The organism is Hahella sp. CCB-MM4 (assembly GCF_002260525.1).
Classification (GTDB): Bacteria; Pseudomonadota; Gammaproteobacteria; order Pseudomonadales; family Oleiphilaceae; genus Hahella.
This window is the reverse complement of the sequence record NZ_MRYI01000006.1, coordinates 225,801-244,187: the sequence shown is the minus strand read 5'-3', so window position 1 is coordinate 244,187 and position 18,387 is coordinate 225,801. Positions and strand designations below refer to the sequence as shown.

The window sequence follows — 18,387 nt, the reverse complement described above, 5'->3', positions numbered from 1 at the left end:
GATGTGATTTCATATATCTGTTAAAACGTTTCTGTTAATGGGAAATGAAACTTGATCAGCTTCCAGGGCGCAATTTTATACAAGAAATTTCAGAATCAAGAGAGCATCCTGAGGCAATCTGTAACATGCCGGACGTAAACCATGGCTAATGACCGTACTTCAGAGAAAGCAGACTTTGGTACCTTGGACGTACTGGATGGTCTGGAGTTCGTGCGCGCCCAATACCTAAAGCAGAACTTTGCCAGACATGTGCATGAAGGTTACACCATTGGTGTCATTGATCGCGGAGCGCAGCGTTTTTTTCGCACCGGCGATAATCATGTGGCAGGAGAGGACAGCCTAATTCTGGTGAATGCAGATGATGTTCACACCGGCGAGTCTGCCTCATCTGGTGGCTGGGCGTATCGGGCTTTTTATCCGCGACCGGAACAGTTTGCGGAAGTATGTAAGGACCTGTTCAGGGATAGCAACGGTGTTCCGTACTTTCCAGAAGCAGTAGTTAATGATCCGTTTATGGCAGGTCAGCTGCGTCTTCTCTTTTCTCACATGGATAGCGGCGGCAGCAAACTACTGACTGAAACGATTCTTTATGCGGTCATGACGGGGCTGGTGCTCCGGCACTCCCGGACACGACAGACTCCCAAAGAGGTTCCTCCGGCACAGAGAGCCTTATATTTGGTCAAAGACTTTATCGATAGTCAGCCAGCGATGGATATTTCACTGCGGGAGTTGTCCGGCCTGGCAGGTTTGAGCCCCTATCACCTGGTTCGTCAATTCAAGAAGCAGTTTGGCCTGGCCCCTCATGGTTACCAGATACAGGCCAGATTGAAGCTGGCAAAAAATATGTTGAAATTGGGGCATAAGCCCGCTCAAGTGGCAGTGGAATGTGGTTTCCACGACCAAAGCCATTTCAGCCTGCATTTCAAGCGTGCTTTGGGGACCACTCCCGGGCGCTATCAGCAACAGAGCAAGATCTTACTATAAGCTCAACCTGAGCAACGATAAGCTATCTGGTCTTAAAGCCAAAGAGTTCGCCATTGCTAAGGTAGATATCGTGTCTGATCCCAGTACTTCCAATGAGACGGGTGTATTTGAAACATCCCACTCCTTTGATAACCATCGGCTGGTTATCCAGGCTGCCATGGACATACTTCCGCTAGCGCTGGCGGTCGTACCCTGGGGAGTTTTGTGTGGCTCTTTGGCCGTTGAAGCAGGATTAACACCACTACAGGCTCAGTTTATGTCGTTGCTGGTATTTGCCGGTGCAGCACAGTTGGCTGGAATTTCCATCATCGGAGCCGCCGGTTCCCTGTCGTCGATTTTGATGTCCACGGGAGTTATCAGTGCCAGACATTTGTTATATTCCGCCGTGCTGCGAGATGATATACGGCCGCTTTCATTGGCTTGGCGTGTTGCCCTGGCCTTTTTTCTGACGGACGAAATGTTTGCTGTCACCATGGCGTTCAAAGCTAGATACAAGGTATTCAGCCCCCTGTATTCACTGCTAACCGGCTTCCTGTTCTACCTGGTATGGAATTTGGCGACCTTTGCAGGAATCATGGCAGGGAAACTCTTGCCCGACCTGCAGCAACTGGGTCTTGAGTTTGCTATAGCCGCCACATTTATTGCTATCGTCGTACCCCAAATTCGTTCCTTTCCTGTACTGGGCGCAGTGATTGCCAGCGCAGTAACGGCGCTGGCCTGTCAGTATTTCAATATTAATAACGGGTTGGTAATCGCCACGGCGGTGGGGATGGTCAGTGGATTCCTGGTATCCTTGAAGGGAGAAGACACATGGACATAATATGGCTGACCATTGTCCTGATGGCAGGTATTACCTTTTACTGCCGCTATTTGTTTCTGGCCAACGCCCTGACATTTAAGCTAGGTGGCCCGATAAAGAGAATGCTCCAGTTCGCAGCGCCTTCTGTGCTGACGGCCATGTGGGTACCCATCGTATTCATGTCTGATGAAGGGCAGCTGACTTCTGGACTTGATGACCCTTTCCTGCTGGCCGGAATCGGCACCATCGCACTATCCCTGGTAACCCGAAAAACCATCGTGGTTGTGGGGCTGGGAATCGGTCTGTTTGTTGCCGCCAAAATGGTGCTGGGAGAAATTTAAAAAACGGTAGCCGGACTTTTCAGTCCGACTACCAAACCGGCTAACTTAAGGAGTTAGGGGGTTATTTCCTGACTACCCGTTTCCCCCACCGGCCACCAGTGATCGCCTGCTGGTAGCGGTGAGGTCAACGAGTGCAGAAAATCTTCGATGTCCTGCAGATCGGTCTCCTGCAGGTTAAGGGGAAGTACGTCAAAGTGAGGGCGGCTTGGATGCTGCTTACGGTCATAATAGGGAGGCGTCGGTTTATTATAGTGCGCCAACACCTGTTGCAGCGTTTCAAACTGGCCTGCCTGCATGTATGGGGCGGTTGCCGCAACATTGCGCAGAGTCGGGGTTTTGATTGCCCCTACCAGCTCTGGCCCCTGTACTTTCAGGAAACGCATTTCCTTGCATTGATCACTGCTGGCGTCGCTATAGCTCGACAGGCAGGTAAATTCGTCTTCCCGGAGCAGGCTGACACCTTCAAAACGTCCCAGGTCTACATGTTCGACATTGGCTTCGGGAGCGCCGATATTGTGGAACTCGTGGTTGGTAAACAGTGGCCCGTTGTGGCAGCTGGAGCAGTTGGCTTGTCCCATGAACAGGCGTAGTCCCCGAACTTGAGATGGGGTCAGGAGGCTTTTAGCCTGTTCGATATTATTATCGTTCAGAGCATCGATAAATTGATCGAAGGGAGCCGGTGGCAGTTTCAGTTTTCTCTGATAAGCCATGAGGGCCTTACCCACATTGGTAAATATGCGGTTAACGGCATCCTGTTCGTCACTGTCCAGTTTGTTCCAGTTTGACTGGGCTTCAGCAGAACCGGCGGGAGAAGCCGGCAGGGATATATCGTTTAAATCCAGCGATGGCTGCTTTGGTTTGCCGAAGATTGCCTCATACTCCGCAGGGTAGTACTCAAGCACATTCCTGGCCAGCTCGCCCCGGGACAGCCCTTGTTCATCCGGGTGTTCCATGGGGCCCAATGCCTGAGCCCACAGGCTGTCTCTGCGGCCATCCCAGAACATCCAGGGGCTGTAGGCGATGCCAAGGATGGAAGGAGCACTGCGACGGGTTTGGCCGATACCGTTCGAGTGGGCCAAACCATCAGTAAAGTACTTGTCGGGCTGGTGACAGTGACTACAGGACACCTGCTGGTTCTTGCTCAGGCGGTTGTCAAAGAACAGCGCTTTTCCCAGATTGGCGGCATCTTCGTTATCAGCCCATTTGTTATCCGGTGCTTCCGGAAGCGCACCGAGGTCCGTGATGTTAAATTGCGACAGGAACTCTTTGTCTGCAGGTGTGAACTGGTACAACTCATCGTCGGTCAGAGCAAAAGCGCTCTGACACAGTAACGACAGTACCCCTATGTATAGAAGAACAGCGCGGCGCAACATACTTCTCCTTGCGGGTTATATTTATTGGTATCGAATCAGCATGAAGATTAAAGAACCAGGTTGAAGGTTATGGAGTCTTCTTCATTTTCGTGCTCGATCACGAATTTCATGACCCACCATCCGGCCATTTGGAACTTGACTCCGTCCACCCGGTAAACTCCTGGTGAAACTTCTTCCACAATTTCCGGTTGGGTGGGCAGGCCGTGCACATGCCCGGGCATGTGTCCTTCAACTCTGATCTGTGCCTTATGAATAGGATTCCCCTCGGTATTGCTCAGGATTAAATACCATTGGTGAATTTCATTCAGCGGCAATTCTCCGGGATGTGTTTTATCGTCGGCTATTGCCTCGATATGTCCGAACAGGTCCTGGTTTCGGGATACCTTGAATGTGTCGGTTTCCAGTCCGGGGGGAATACTCTGGCTCGACATGGCCATGCGGTTGAGGCTCATGGTAGAGCCATCTTCCTGCTTCATTTTTTCCATCGTCGGATTGGGAACACTCGGGCTGATGCTCCGTACCTGGACATTGTGTGCCATGGCCATGCCGGCGCCGGACATGGAGGTCAGTGTCAGTTTACCTTCATGTTTTATCCAGGGAGCCCATAATGCGACGAAGCCCTGTTGCATGATCGCCTGGCTTTGCCCTTTCAGTTTTTCCGCTTCGGCCCTGAGACTGCCGGCCAGTGTTTGCCATGGTGTGACCTGGGAGGCCAGCTGGGTCAGAGTGGATTGAAGCAGTGCATCGGTTTTTTCACCGCCTGCGGGTGTTTTCGTTTTGCGGGCCTGGGTTCTCAGGTTGGCCACTTCCTTACGAAGCGTGGTGGCGTACTTGATTGCCTCGCCTGACTGCTCTTCCAGGGCGACGGCCTGTTCCCAGATAGCTTTCGCATGCTGCATCAGCAGGCTGCCTTTCGGTGGTGTAGTGTCCGGCATATCTGAGTGATGGTGATGTCCTTCGCCCGAGGATGCATGATCACCAGAAGACGTATGATCGGCAGAGGCGACGGGTGACATCACTGCCAGTCCCGACACCATCAGTGTTCCAAAAAGTATACGATTGATCAGACAACGCAGATGCTGTCCGCTTTCAGAAAAAAAGTGCGTGGGAAGACCGGTACTCACGATGGTTATCCTTAATTCGTTATCATTTCCAATCACGGCAATTCGATAAAACGCCGAACCATCGGGTGGCCTGTCTGGGTGCCCGATGGTTCGGAAGGTTTTAGCGATGCTTATTTATAAGTCACAGTGACCGAGTAGTTGGAGGCAGTGGAGCTATAGCCTCTTACCATAACGTAAGCTTCTGATTGTCCGGTTGGTACGGTCAGCTCGCAGCTTTCGGCACTGCCGTTACGATAAGGACGGCAATCCCAGCTTGAGGTAGTGGGAGCGGCACCAAAACGCACGTACAGATCTGCGTCGTTATCACCGGTCATCACGGCTTTGAAGGCTTGGCCTGCAGTTACCTTGAACGGACCATAGTTGTCTTCAGCATTACGGCTGACGCTGCCTTCGAAGGTTTCTTCACCGCCTCCAGGAGGATTGCCGTCATCATCACCTTTGGTGTAGGTGACGGTCAGCGTGAAGTCTGAAGCCGAGCTGCTGTAGCCACGAACCATGACATAAACTTCAGTCTGGTCGCTGGCGACGCTGACAGTACATTCCTCATTCGAGCCGTTTTTATATGGGCGGCAATCGTAGGAATTGGTCGTAGGAGGAGTGCCCACTTTCACGTAAAGATCCGCATCATTGGTGCCTGTCATGCTCGCCTTGAAGGTCGAGCCAGGTAGCACTTTGAATGGGCCATACGCTTTTTCCTGGTTGCGGCTGACGCTATCGCTGTAGGTTTCGGTTACTTCATCACCACCAGGACCTGGGTTGTTAATCGCATCCCAGTCAGGTGTGACGACGAACAGACCGTTACCAATGTCGCTCATCACGATATTGCCACTTGCGAAGTAAGGATAGTTACTCCAGGTACCGGAGAACTGAGCAGAGTTGGAGCCGGGAATGGTATCGAAATAAGCCACTTCTGAAAGTTGGCCCTGAGCGATATTCTCGGAATCCAGAATGCGCAGACCTGCACGGTAGTTGGTTTCAAAGATATAACCTTCACGGGTGTACAGGTTATGGTCGATCGCCTGGGTGGGGCCGACGTAACGTCCAAGCTCAACGGGCGACTCCAGGTTGCTCACATCCCAGATGTAGGAGGTGGTGTTGATCCCGTTACGCTGTTCATCCAGCTCATCATTCATAATCAGAATGCTGTGGTTGTCGTCAAGGAACCAACCCTGGTGGGTGTACTGCGCGCCCTGATAGGGGGTGCGGGAAATTTGCTGTGGGTTAGCTTTGTTGGAGACATCCACAATAGTGATGGTGTCTTCGTTGTAACCTACGCAGATTTCCTTGCCGAAATAACGGCTGTCAGGTCCGTTGTAAACGACACATTGGGCATCATGGGTATAACCGTCAGCAGAGAAACATCCTTCATAGGAGGGCTGTAATGGATTGGAGATATCCACCATATAAAGCCCGCCGCTGCAGCGGTTACTACCGACAGAATAGGCAAAGCCGGTATCTTCGTTGATCACGATGTTGTGAGCGTTACCAAAGCCATCCAGGTGAGCCGTTTCGGAAAATGTGGCTGGAGGATTGGGTACGTTGCGCAGTTCAGTCAGATCGAATACCTGCAAACCGTGAGTGCTGTTGCCTGAACCGTCACCGACGATAAACACATAATCGCCATAGACTTTCAGGTCACGCCAGCTGTCGTCACCGTTATTGTGCGAAGGCAGAAAGCCCAGTACTACCGGGTTGTCCGGATCGGTGACATCGACGAATGAGGTACCGTTGGTTTTACCTACCAGCGCAATTTCCTTGCCCGTCTGTGGATCCGTATAGCCCCAGATATCACTAAGGTCTGATGATCCACCGCCCAGATCTGCCTTGGGTATAAAGGCCCGGAGATCCACGTTTTTACATGGATAACCGCTTGCACTCCCGTTTGTGCAGGTGGTGGAGGTGCTCATGGCACTGTCCAGCATCATCGACATGGCGGCAGGGATTTCGTTCTCGTTGGAGGAGTCAAACTTGAACGAATCAGGGAACATCGCGCTATGCCCCCAAGACAGCGTGGAGCAGAAGAGTGCCCCCGCCATTGCCAGGCTGGTTGAAATGTTACGTTTCATGAATGGTATTTCCTTATCGTTGTATATTTTTTGCTTCCTATAGAGAAGCGTCCTTCTCACAACAGCATCCACCCACCGAAATTGAACAGTGTTAAGTTATCACGTTATATCTGTCCAATGCCGGCTGACAGCAATGAATTCAAAGACGTCAATGATTTAGCCTGAAATTCACTCCAGTGAATTGCGATTTCTGTCCTCTCTGAGTTGCGGGTCTGGCAGTTGGCAAGCCGCATCGGCTTGTGGCCCACTGGCTGCCGGCGCCTGACCTCGATGGGAGCAACTCTAAATGTCAGACAGGCCGTTGATTCTGCAATATTTATTCCCGATGTGAGAGAATGGCGGTTTCATCGGGTTTGTTACATGTAAGTGATAATTAGTCATTTACATGTGCGCGTCATCAGGGTGCAAATGTTTCCTGTGGGAATACTCTGTGCTACATTTTGTAACACTTTTCCCAAGGGGTGATTGAGTTTTGTACTGCAGTTACCACTCAACCGGTTTGCTGACCTTATTGATTTTATGATCTCGCTCTTGATCTGATTTCGTGATCCCGATAGTGAGGATCGGTCCAGCATCTTGGCAGGGGCTCACCGGAAAGGAATGTTAATCCGGACTTTTCAAACAGCTCAGCATCCTGCAATTCTTCACCGTATTCCAGGCAACCTTCCACATGGGATTTGATCGGGTCACACAGATCATGATATCGCTCGATCTCGACGATGTGTCCGCCATTGCTTTCTTTCAATAACATGATGTCTATCCTCCTGGTCAGGTCTGTAAATAACTGCCTGTCTTCGTATGTCTACACTTCACATGTATACAAAGCGCTTGGTGGATAGCCATCAATATACGCTTACTCATCCGGGGGCTCAATTTAAAACAAAAAAGCGCCCGGGCATTAGCCGAGGCGCTTGATGTGTATGCATCCGAATAAGGCAGGCCTTATTTGGTGATTACCAGATTATCGATGTAGATTCTTGTGTAAGGATCCGGGCCGATAACATGCAGACGCATCTGTGTAATAGCTCCATTCGCTTCTACATTGATCTCGGTCTGCAGATTCTGCCAGCTGGATACCGGAATGGAATCGCTGCTCAGTTTCTTCCAGCGTGGACCATTGTCATCCACCATGTAGAGCCAGAACTCAACATCATCGCTGCTCAGGTTGTTGCTCTTCAGGTAAACATCAGCATTGACCTTATAGGTATTGCCGCTGTCCATCAGGCCGTTAACGTCCAGAGCCGGGCCGGTGTACCAGTAGTAGCGGTTGTAGCTGGCCAGACTGTAGTTGCCGTCTTTGGCCGTGCGGGACAGTGCCAGAGATCCACCGAAGTAGCGGCCCCAACCCTGAGTGCTTTGTTCAAAGCCATTGCGGTATATTTCTTTGGAGCCAGGGGCCGTTGTGCCGCTTCCGACTTCTTCAATTTTGACCTCATCGACCAACAGGTCCAGACCTGCTTGTGGGCCGTAAACGAGCAGACCGATGGAGCTTAGCGAGTCATCCGCCTCAACCGTAAATGTCTGGTCATAGTCTGTCATTTCAGAAGAGGTAACAGAGACCTTCGGCAGATACTGGTAACGGAAACCGGCACCATCCTTAACCTGCAGAGCCATGCGGGCATTATCACGGCTGCCGTTGCTGCCCAGTCCGATCTTCGCGGTGACCCGGTACTGTTTGCCGGCTTGCAGTTTTCCGGTCAGGGACTGGAATGGGCCTGAGTAGAATGCAGAGCGATTGGTCACCTTCAGAATGTTGTCTTTACACTCTTTGGTTTTGGTGTCCTGACTCAACTGACCGGCCTGGGAGAAGTTTTCCCAACTGCTGAGATCGTTAAAGTCACCGTCCTCTACCAGGTTATTCTCCAGATTCGGCTTATTGCACACCGGCAGATTACCATCACCACCGTCATCACCGCCGTTGTCTCCATCATCACCATCGTCGCCGTTATCCACGACAGTCGGCACAAAGCTGGCGATCTGGCTGCCCAGGCGTACCAGGTTGGTGGCAGCATCGGCGCCGTCAGAACGGTTCATGTCAACGCCACAGGCCTGTCCTTCACATTTTACCTGGCGAGGGTTGGAGAACTGTTGCAACTGATTATAGGTTCCATAGCTTTGCGGATAAGCCATGATGGTGCTGAACGTGCCGTATACCCCATGGCCACGGGCCCATGACCAAGTACCGCCCTCAGTGTTCTGGGCGTAGGAATGACCAAGGCTCATGTTGTGCCCAAGTTCGTGGGAGAAGGTGTTAAGACCACAATCCACTCCTACCAGGCTGAAGGCGAGGGAAGGGGCATTGCTGTACAGGGTACCGCTGGAGCTGTTTCCGGGAGGCACGTAGCCGATACCGCAAACGTATCCGCCGGACATGGGTTGGCGCAGGTTCAGCAAAGTCACCAGGTCGGCGCCATAACGCTGACGCAGGCTGGCAACTTCGCGGTTATTGCGGAAGGCGTCCAGATTGGAACCGTTGACACGAGTGTAACCCGCATCCAGGTTTTCCAGTCCGACTAACCGCAGCTTCATGTCAACGTTGCTGTTGGCATAGGCTTGATTACTGAATTCAATATAGGCGGCGGCACGAGCGGCGATATCCCGACCATTCTGGGTCTGCAGGGCTTCATCGGTGTAAAGTACCAGGACATCGACAACATTTTCTGCATGGGCGATGCCGGCACTCATGATGAAGGCGCCTAGTGCACAAGAAAGTTTTTTCTTCATTATAGGTATCCCTTCAATTGGGTTGTTAAGTGCAAGCCCAATCAGCTTGCGGTTGCATTTGGCGGAGTAAGCTCAATAGGCGGAACCGTGCGCGAGTCATCGTGCGGTATGATTCCGGCATTGACGTCAGCTTCGTCTACCAGGGTTGCCTGACCTGTGGTGTTATCGATGGTGACCGTGTAGGTCCCCTGAATGGTCGACACCACGACGACCGTATTGATTTCCCCCTGAGTGATGATCAGGTTGTCGGTGATGTCTCCACCACTGATAGGTCCTTTCCAGACTTTCACCTGTCCCAGCTGGTTGTGAGTACTTTCTATTTCGGCAGAGAGCACCTTGTTGAGGGCGGGAATCGGAAGCTCCAGGGTCTGCCCGACGGTGATGCCGTCCAGCTTGGTGGTTTCAACATGCAATGGGGTGGCGGAGATACCGTCGACCTCAATTCTGTTGTTGTTCACCGGATCCAGTTCCCATAGCTGTACGGGAGCAGATGTGTTTGATCCCAGTTGGCGGGGAATCGGGTCGGGAATAGGCATTTCATCGTGTGGCCGGCGTGAAATCGAGGCGGCTGAAGCACCCGGAGCTGAGCGGAATTGTCCGGCAGCTGCATGGGGCGCTTGCGAAGATGATGTAGGGCTGGCGGTTGAATGCCCTCCGGAAGTTCCGGTTGGCGTACTACTCTGGCTGACCATTTCAACATCTGATTTCACAGGTTTGGGAGACTGCCATAACTGGTAGCCAACCAGTGCGCAGGCTCCGACGACAGCCACGATAGTCGTTGTCGCGTTCATTTTCATTCCAAGTTTTCCTGATGAATTGGTGATAGTGTGTTACTAAAAGTCTTTAAAATTATAGAGTTAGCTGTTTTTGTGATAATGGTCCGCAGAGTAATGGAAACCGCTGTTGCGGGATATCGGTAGGAAAGGTAGGGAGTCGGTCTGATCTGGCTAGGTCGTTTGGCTTATCCGGGCGGTAGTGCTGATGTTTGAAGAGCTGTCAGCTCTATGTGTCGCGCAAACCCGTTAAGGTATACTCGGCAGAATTGTGAACTGACATCAGGAAATTGGTTTGATCTATTTTATCGCTTTGATCTTATTGCTATTGATTATTGCAGGACCCAGCCTCTGGGTCAGGCATGTTTTGAATAAGCACAGTGCCAATCTGGACTCGATTCCCGGAACGGGGGCCGAGCTGGCTGACCACTTACTGAAGCGATTTGGGCTGGAGGAAACCAAAGTAGAGCGAACCGAGTCAGGCAATGATCATTTTTCGCCGGGTGAGAAATGTGTCCGGTTAAGTCCGGAAGTCTATGACGGCCGTTCGCTCACCGCTGTTGCGGTGGCGGCTCATGAGGTAGGTCATGCAATTCAGTATGGACGTAAGGAAACCATTACCCATTTGCGTGAACACTACACCCCGATGGCTTCCATGGTGCAGAGACTGGGCACGGTGATATTGATGGCGTCGCCTTTGGTGCTGGCCATTGTTCACATACCGCAACTTGCTCTGCTGACGGCCCTGGCCGGAGTGCTGGCTATGCTGGCATCTGCTCTAATGCAACTGATCATCCTGCCCATGGAGTGGGATGCAAGCTTTAATAAGGCCATGCCGATTCTGTTCCAGGGTGAATACCTGCCACCTCAACACCAACCGATTGTGAAACAGATTCTGACTGCCGCTGCACTGACTTATTTTGCCGGGGCATTAGTCAATGTTCTCCAGCTGTGGCGTTGGCTGGCAATATTGCGTGGGGTTATCAGGTAACTTCTGTCAGATCCAGAAGGAGGCGACAACTACTCCCGGCCCGGGTCGCAATTGTCGCTGTATCATCTGGATTAAATCACCGTTTCGTCTGACCTTCTATTCGTCTGAACAGCTATCTCGCCTGAACTAGTGAGTATGTGCAACGGGAATATGGTAGGTCTTTCCGTTGGCTTCCACGACGTCGTATTCAGGTGATCCGCGGTATCTGACGATGGTCACGGTCTCGATAGCTTCAATATAGTGGGCGCGCACTTTAACCGGATAATCGGCGTTCGCCGGAATCTCTCTGCCTTGTGCATCCAGCACCACGATGTCCCCGTCACTGGTCATGGTGATCCGGTATGGTGCTACCCGGTCCTTGGATTGTTTGTAATGGGTTTCACCGGTATCAGGATGGTTAGGGCCGAAGTATTCGTCGTTGGGATCTCCCGGACCGTATTTGTTGTGATAGTTCATACATCCGCTCAGCGATACTGATATCAGAGCCGTACAGCATAATATTTTTATTGATTTCATGGTGCCTCCTGCTAGGGCTGTGTGTGGTATTAGAACGACAACTGAATACGGCTGTAGAGGAACCTTTTGGGGTAGAAGCGTGGGTAGTCCAATTCACTGTTGATGATTTCATTATCCTCATCAGTCAAATTGTTGATGCCCAGCTGCAATTCTCCAAGCCGCTTTGGAAATCTGAATCCGATCTGTAAATTCAGATTCCACAGATGCTCCCTGAACTCTCGTTGATCATCAGAGAAAAATGATGCGTCGACCGTCTGGTCGGCATAGATGGATTCAATTCGGCCGTACAGGGTTTGATGTAGGTAGTAGTTGACTCCTACCGGGGTGATGAATGTCTTGGTCCGGTAAATATTTCCATTGGCAGTGAACTGTTTGTCGACCAGATCGATATCTTCGAACTCGTGGCCCAGATCCATGGTCATCCGATCAGAAAAACTGTGATAAAAGTATATTCGGTGGTAGTTGAATTCCCTTTGGTTCTGATCCGGCTCTTCCTGGAAGGCTTCTATAGGGGTGTTGACTTTTCGGAAGATGGATTCCAGCCCCAGGTGATTTCCGGAGTCGGGGACATAATCCAATCCCACCGCATACACTTTTACTTCTGCACTGTTAATGTCATCGTAAACCTGATTGAACCCGACCACTTGCACCGGCTCGATCGTTTGGTCAGCAGCAATATCCCTTTTGATCGTTTTAAAGGCTGCCAGACGCATGGTGATCTCATTTACCGGGGAATACTCCAAGCCAAATTTGGGCGACCATTCAGATAGTTTATCTGGGGCATTCTCGGTGGGTAAGGGGATATCGTAAAACTTTATCGTCTGTTGTGGTGTGGTTTCCTGGTTGTCGTAGGCCGCTCCCAATAACAGAAATAATTGTTCAGAAAACCGATAACCCAGGTAGGTATAGAAGTGTTTGTGTGTGAGATCCTCCGTCTCTTCGAGCTGGAAATAATCTCCCGGATTTCCAATTTTGGCATCGCCCTCGATTTCAGAATTACCCAATCCGGTTTGCAGGTAAAAATCTTCTTGATTGTATAGGTGTTGCACTTCAATGGTTTTTTGGGTCCGGTTGGTTACCGTACTGCTGGCAGACTGGTTATCATCCCGGTTCTGGCTAATTGCGGAAAATATGATGCTATGTTGTTGATTGAGTCGGCTTCTGAATCCAAGCCGGTAAGTTTCCTCGTTGATTTCCCTGGGCTTGATATCGGCATCCGGCGCAATGGATTTCAGCGTGTAAATCTGGTCCTCGGAATCGAGCTTTCTTGCTTCCAGCTGAATGCTGGTCGAAGGCAAAACCTGCCATTGCAGCAGCCCATTGTAGATGTCCTGCTCCTGTTCTGTGTCCTGGCCCCTGAACCCGTCTGTCTGATAGTGGTATTGACCTAAGCTGATGGCCAGCGGGCCTTCCAGTGCTGAAATTACAGCATCGTTACCCCAGGTGTCGTCGCTTCCGGCAATGCCGTTTACCCAAGCGTATAGTCCGTTTTGGGAAAACAGAGAGTGATATTCATTGTGTCCCGGAAGGGATGGACCCAATCCTTCAATGACGGACAACCCGGTTTCGCTGAGTTGGGGTTGAAATGGATAGACCGACAGCGGTTGCCATAATTGTGCCTGGAGAAGTTCGGAAGCACGTGCCGCTTCATGGTTGGGTAGAGTTGCATAGCGATCTGCCAACAGGCGGTGGCCGTCAGGGCTGGCCGGATCCTGCCGGAGTGCTTTCCAGCCCTCTAAAAGCACCGCCTGATCGTACCCAACCTCATCATAGGCACGGGCGAGGGCGGCACTACGACTGGCTGCATCACTTTGCAACAAGCCGTCGGAGCGATAAATTGCGCGGTGTTCGTTGAGACTTTTTGAATGCTGCAGGTCTTCTATTGCACCAACAGGATCGTTATTGAACAACTTATGTATCCCCAGATAAAACATCGGAGTGGGATCGTTCGGGTCGAACTTTTCTGCCAATTGCCATTGTTCTTCTGCATCACTTCCGCGTTTTTCTTCGAAGTAAGATCTGCCAAGGTAACTGCGTAACAGACTTTGATTGGGGGAGAGGCTGACGGCAATCTCAAGGTGATGGCGGCCCTGTTCCGTGTCTCCCGATCTTAGCAATGCGAGGCCCAATCCCAGCCAGGTTGAGGGATTGCCGGGGTCTTTCTCCAAAGCTTGCTGGAATAGCTGTTTTGATTGACTTAAATCGAGGTCAAACAAAGCAACGTAGCCTGCCATGGTCAACACCAATGGATGATGAGGTGCCAGCGCCTGTGCCTGTTCGGTAGCATGTCTTGCTTTGCCATAGGACGCTGAAGAGAGATATAACTCTGCCAGCCTGGTCCATCCCAATATATTGTCTGGAGCCATGACCGTTGCCTGTTCTGCGCTGGTTGTGGCGTTTTCGAGTTGCAGTTTCGCCTGCCAGGCATAAGACATCGCCAGGTGAGCCGCGGCGCTCTCGGGTGCCAGGCGAGAGGCACTCCGGGCAGCATCTAAAGCCGCATCCGGCTGACTGCGAATCACTTCTAGTATCGCCTGTAATGACAAAGCCTGCGGAGCCAGTTCCGGGTCGTTCTGTAAAGCAATAAGAGAAGATTCGGCTTCCTCTGACTGACCCAGGGATAATTGAATTGCCGCACGGGTCAGACGGATAGCTGGAGATTGATCGGGTTGTGCTTCCAGTAGGCTGAGCGCTGCATCAGTCTCCCGGCTGTTAATCAGATCGTAGGACTGCCTCAGGATGGATTGCTCTCTGTCGTCAGAAGACTTCGAAATCAGTTCCTCCAGTGTAATGAGCGGGGGGAAATAGACGGCCCAGTCCACACTTTGTGTGGAATCTATCCTGATCGCTTGCAGTGATTTGTCTGAGGGAGATATCTGGGCCATTTCTCCCTGGCCGATAGATAACTGCCTGGAGCCGGCAGACGTGAGAAGCCGCCCTTCAATGACTGTTACAGAGCCTTGCTGAGAGGCGCTCACCACAAACTCGGTGCCCTCTACCATGGCGTTAACGTAAGGAGTCTCTACTTCAAAGCGATGGGTAATACGACTGAGGAAATGAGCTATTCCCGATTGCAGCTGGATCCAGAAGCTCTCATTTTTCGGGCTGTCAGGAAAGTGGACCAGCGTGACCTGATTAAGCCGCATGTAAGTGTTGTTGCTCAGGTAGATGGAAGCGCGGCTGTTGATACCGGTGCGAAGTACGTCTCCGGGACAGACATATTGTCCTGCCTGTAGCCTGCTCCAGGATTGGTTCGGATGAGACAATTCGAGAGTGCCGTCGACCGCGATGACCTTTCCCATCCACTGGCTACAGGGAGGTGAGGCAAAGGCAGGCCCAGGCAATAAAAAAAGAAATCCCCAAAATACAACCCCGGTAAAACTCCGGGATGACCTCTTGCGGAACAGCAAATGGTCACGCAGAAGAACGCCCACTGAGCACTCCTGAACAAATTGAATGCCGTTGGACAATGCTCATATCGAGGTTGCACAACGGTATCTGCTTTACAGCTTTGTTATTATTTCAGGCTGATAACTGCGTGAGGACAATCTTACTGCCGGATGTGAGTCAGCCGTGACTCCTTCTCCGTCCAATATCCGCCATACCTAGCGTTTCTCTTTCCTATTCCTACTCTTTGGCTCTAACCTACTTTTTACTCAATGGCCTGGACGTTAACAGAGCAATCTGGACGTCATCAGAACACCATAAAACCGGCAGAAACCATTAATTGAGGCTGGCTTCCATTGCCTGTTCGTTTGCATCGTTGAATGAACGATGAGAGTGATAGTTATCTCTGCATTGTGGGCGCATTTGGGAAATAAATCCAGTTCAATTACAGGGTGTTGCGCTCATTTCCTTGGTCAGGGATATCACATGGTCGTGGGCTGTTTGGGAAAGTATGAAGGGTGAGTCTATATCGCATTTATGACGGTAGAAGTTACAGGCGGCATCCTGGGTGAGGGTGTGCAGTTGGGTAAATGTATTGATTGCCTGGGAGAAATCTCCATGGCGAAATTGGGTCAGGGCATGTCGAAATTCACGCTCTTTCTGTCTGTCCCAAGGGGGCTGCATCAAGGTATATAGAGTCAGTGGTTGCTGCTTGCCCGGCAACACGAAATGACCCAGCAGCCTCAGTTCTTCTGATAATTCATCATCAGGTCCCGCCGGCGCAACACAGGCTTCGCTGATCAGAAGCATCTGTCCCAGAGGCTTATTGGCGTTTTCAATACGGGATGTCGTGTTGACGATATCTCCGATGGCCCGGTATTCAAAATGATCAGAAGCACCAAAATGGCCCATTACCACATTGCCTGCGTGAATACCTATTCTTGTGGGTAGGGCTGTCTGGGGGTGATGCCGATTGAATTGAGCGATAGATACCTGAAGCTCATCGATTACCGGCCTAAGGGTGTTCCAGATATTATCAGGTGGAATGTGCGGCCACAGTGCGATCACACCATCTCCGGTGACATCTGAGATAACCCCGCCATGCTGCCGGATGGGAGTGATAATCGCCTCGTAGTATTGCTCAAGTAGAACACTGAGCTGTTCAGGTTCCAGTCTTTCCGCCACAGTGGTATATCCTGCAGCATCAGTGACTAGGCATACCCCAAACATCGATTCCTGCTCTGGAAGTTGGGCTGGGTGGGCTGCCAGACGATGAATTTCTTTTGTCGGCAGATAACGGCCGAATATAGTCTCCAGCCGCTGTCTTTGGCCTGTGGCAAGCCGCCATCGGTGCCAGAAACCGTATAGTGCCGCCGTCGGTGTCACCATCAATAGCGGCGTTACCCAGGGGAGCCAATAATGAAATCTGGCAAACAGACTTTCGCTTATCCCGCCATAGACGACAGCGAGCAGACAGATGACCGTCAATCCCCGGGCAGGGGATAGCGTGATTCCCGCTGCAAATACTGCTAAGCCATACATGACAAGCACACAAACCCAGAGAAAAAGATTGTACCGAAGGTTGGCACCTTCGGTGAGATTGGCAAAGGCCGTGGCAGCCAGCTCAACGCCACTGATGTCTAACCCGGTGTTAGAGGTGAAAGGGGTATAGAAGCCATCTTTCTGGTCGGGTTGATAGTTGGCTGAATACCCAATAAAGACTACGGAGTCTTTGATAAGGGACGCGTAACTTTCCGGCCGGGCTAGAAGATCTTCAAGGGCGATACTGGGGATGGAGCGGGGCGGGCCATAGTAATTGTAGATCTGGGTATCCTCCAACCGGTCAAGATAATTTCTGGCCCTGACTTTGTCAGTGGATGCTTGCAGGTAGGCGACTGCGGGGAGGGTTAGTCGTGTAGAAGGCGCTTCCCATCTAAGCCAGTAGCGTGTGACTTTGGATGATACTTTCGGCAGCAGGAAGGGAGCCGTGCCCCGTGCGGACTCCGCAAAAATCGTCAGCGGCTCGATGATATGGTCTTGTTGGATATGCTGTCTGTTTAACTCGGTAATCAGTCGTTCACTGTAAGCAAACAGCAGGGATTTGCCGTTGTTCTGTAATGCTCGGGCAAATTGCATGTCGGCTTCAGGGGTTCCCGGATCCTTGAAGTAGATATCAAACACTATCTGTTTTGTAGAAAGGGAATCCAATGTCTGAATTGCCTCTGCGTAGACGGAACGGGGCCAGGAAGTCAGATGCCGGGGAAGTTTTAAGGCGTCGGAGGTTTTTTCCGTGATGGTGACGGTGACCACGTCTTTAGGGGGAGGCTGCGGACCGCGGATAAGGAACAGGGTATCCAATCCGAATCCTTCTTCGACGGATTGTCCCCAGGGCGAAATCATCCAGCCGGAAAAAATAAACATCAGTACAAGAGGTAGCGGCCAGTATTTCCAATAGCGCAATGCAGCTCTGTCCATAAAAATTTCTACAGAAAATTTTTTAAATGAGGCATACCATATAATTCACTATAGAATCCGATGATGTATGTGAACAATACATTGATGCAGTACGAAGTTAACAATAAAAAGAGAGCCGGATTGGATTGTGCCGGTTCACCAAAAGACATTGGAGAGTACCGCTATGAGCTACCTGGCCAATATACCGCTGTTTTCCGGGTTTGCACCTGAACAACTCCAGCAAATGGAGAAGCACGCAGTTTTCCGCAGTTTTCAAAAGAATGCCATTGTGATTACCGAAGGAGACCAGAGTGATTCCCTCTATATCATCGTGTCCGGGCGAGTTCGGGTTTTCTGTAGTGATGAAAACGGAAAAGAAGTCACATTAAATGATCTGAAAGCCGGAGATCATTTTGGTGAGTTGGCATTGTTCGATGAGCAAGAGCGTTCTGCCTCGGTGGTGACGACGGAACCCTGTCGCTGCCTCATTTTGAGCAGACATGCGCTTATCGAGGCCTTTCGACATAATCCTGAACTCGCCTATAACCTGGTGCGCTATCTTTCACAGAGAGTTCGCTCATTAACTTCCAGCGTAAAGAATCTGGCATTGATGGATGTCTATGGACGAGTCGCCAATACCTTGCTGCAGCTTTCGGAAAAGAAGGGAGATCAACTGGTGACTGAAATCCCCTTGACCCAGCAGGATATTGCCAATCGGGTAGGGGCGAGCCGGGAAATGGTTTCTCGTATCATGAAAGATTTGGTGGTAGGGGGTTATATCCGTATGGAGAAAAAGAGAATTGTCATCAATGATGAGTTGCCTGCGCATTATTGATTCCTGACTGCTCCGCCGGA

At 51.1% G+C, this 18,387-nt stretch carries 14 protein-coding genes; 5 read left to right on the top strand and 9 right to left on the bottom strand.

Annotation, left to right across the window (positions count from 1 at the left end):
- Positions 1–141: 141 nt before the first annotated feature.
- From BTA51_RS13715 to BTA51_RS13705, 3 genes are all read left to right on the top strand, one after another.
- Positions 142–984: an AraC family transcriptional regulator gene (locus BTA51_RS13715; RefSeq protein WP_094708067.1), complete on the top strand. Its 843-nt coding sequence runs from the start codon at positions 142–144 to the stop codon at positions 982–984.
- A gap of 70 nt (positions 985–1,054) precedes the next feature.
- Entirely contained in the window at positions 1,055–1,804 is a 750-nt protein-coding gene (locus tag BTA51_RS13710; protein WP_210404831.1) for an AzlC family ABC transporter permease, read from the top strand.
- Entirely contained in the window at positions 1,795–2,124 is a 330-nt protein-coding gene (locus tag BTA51_RS13705; protein ID WP_094708065.1) for an AzlD domain-containing protein, read from the top strand. The genes BTA51_RS13710 and BTA51_RS13705 overlap by 10 nt, the downstream gene beginning before the upstream one ends.
- A 53-nt stretch (positions 2,125–2,177) precedes the next feature.
- Here the strand turns inward: BTA51_RS13705 and BTA51_RS13700 are convergent, their stop codons facing one another.
- From BTA51_RS13700 to BTA51_RS13675, 6 genes are all read right to left on the bottom strand, one after another.
- Positions 2,178–3,497, bottom strand: a complete 1,320-nt coding sequence (locus BTA51_RS13700; protein ID WP_094708063.1) for a cytochrome-c peroxidase — start codon at positions 3,495–3,497, stop codon at positions 2,178–2,180.
- A 47-nt stretch (positions 3,498–3,544) separates the two neighbouring features.
- Positions 3,545–4,621 (bottom strand): FixH family protein, encoded by a 1,077-nt coding sequence (locus BTA51_RS13695; protein WP_094708061.1) that lies wholly within the window; start codon positions 4,619–4,621, stop codon positions 3,545–3,547.
- A 110-nt stretch (positions 4,622–4,731) separates the two neighbouring features.
- Positions 4,732–6,687, bottom strand: coding sequence for a choice-of-anchor B family protein (locus tag BTA51_RS13690; RefSeq protein WP_094708059.1), 1,956 nt, complete (start codon positions 6,685–6,687; stop codon positions 4,732–4,734).
- Between the two features lie 517 nt (positions 6,688–7,204).
- Positions 7,205–7,438: an acetyltransferase gene (locus BTA51_RS13685; RefSeq protein ID WP_094708057.1), complete on the bottom strand. Its 234-nt coding sequence runs from the start codon at positions 7,436–7,438 to the stop codon at positions 7,205–7,207.
- A gap of 191 nt (positions 7,439–7,629) precedes the next feature.
- Positions 7,630–9,411, bottom strand: a complete 1,782-nt coding sequence (locus BTA51_RS13680; protein WP_094708055.1) for a carbohydrate binding domain-containing protein — start codon at positions 9,409–9,411, stop codon at positions 7,630–7,632.
- A gap of 41 nt (positions 9,412–9,452) precedes the next feature.
- Positions 9,453–10,208: a hypothetical protein gene (locus BTA51_RS13675; protein ID WP_094708053.1), complete on the bottom strand. Its 756-nt coding sequence runs from the start codon at positions 10,206–10,208 to the stop codon at positions 9,453–9,455.
- Positions 10,209–10,479: 271 nt separating this feature from the next.
- Here BTA51_RS13675 and BTA51_RS13670 point away from each other — a divergent pair, with 271 nt between their 5' ends.
- Complete coding sequence (locus BTA51_RS13670; protein ID WP_094708051.1) at positions 10,480–11,175, top strand: zinc metallopeptidase; 696 nt, start codon at positions 10,480–10,482, stop codon at positions 11,173–11,175.
- A gap of 126 nt (positions 11,176–11,301) precedes the next feature.
- Here BTA51_RS13670 and BTA51_RS13665 read toward each other — a convergent pair whose 3' ends face one another.
- From BTA51_RS13665 to BTA51_RS13655, 3 genes are all read right to left on the bottom strand, one after another.
- A complete protein-coding gene (locus tag BTA51_RS13665; RefSeq protein ID WP_094708049.1) occupies positions 11,302–11,691 on the bottom strand; it encodes a hypothetical protein in 390 nt (129 codons plus the stop codon).
- A 29-nt stretch (positions 11,692–11,720) separates the two neighbouring features.
- Positions 11,721–15,125 (bottom strand): FecR domain-containing protein, encoded by a 3,405-nt coding sequence (locus BTA51_RS13660; RefSeq protein WP_094708047.1) that lies wholly within the window; start codon positions 15,123–15,125, stop codon positions 11,721–11,723.
- Between the two features lie 394 nt (positions 15,126–15,519).
- Positions 15,520–17,553: a CHASE2 domain-containing protein gene (locus BTA51_RS13655; protein ID WP_094708045.1), complete on the bottom strand. Its 2,034-nt coding sequence runs from the start codon at positions 17,551–17,553 to the stop codon at positions 15,520–15,522.
- 127 nt (positions 17,554–17,680) lie between these two features.
- On the opposite strand from BTA51_RS13655, the gene BTA51_RS13650 reads away from it, so the two are divergent.
- On the top strand, positions 17,681–18,367 hold the full coding sequence (locus BTA51_RS13650) for a Crp/Fnr family transcriptional regulator (protein ID WP_246841034.1): 687 nt from the start codon (positions 17,681–17,683) through the stop codon (positions 18,365–18,367).
- Positions 18,368–18,387 lie beyond the last annotated feature (20 nt).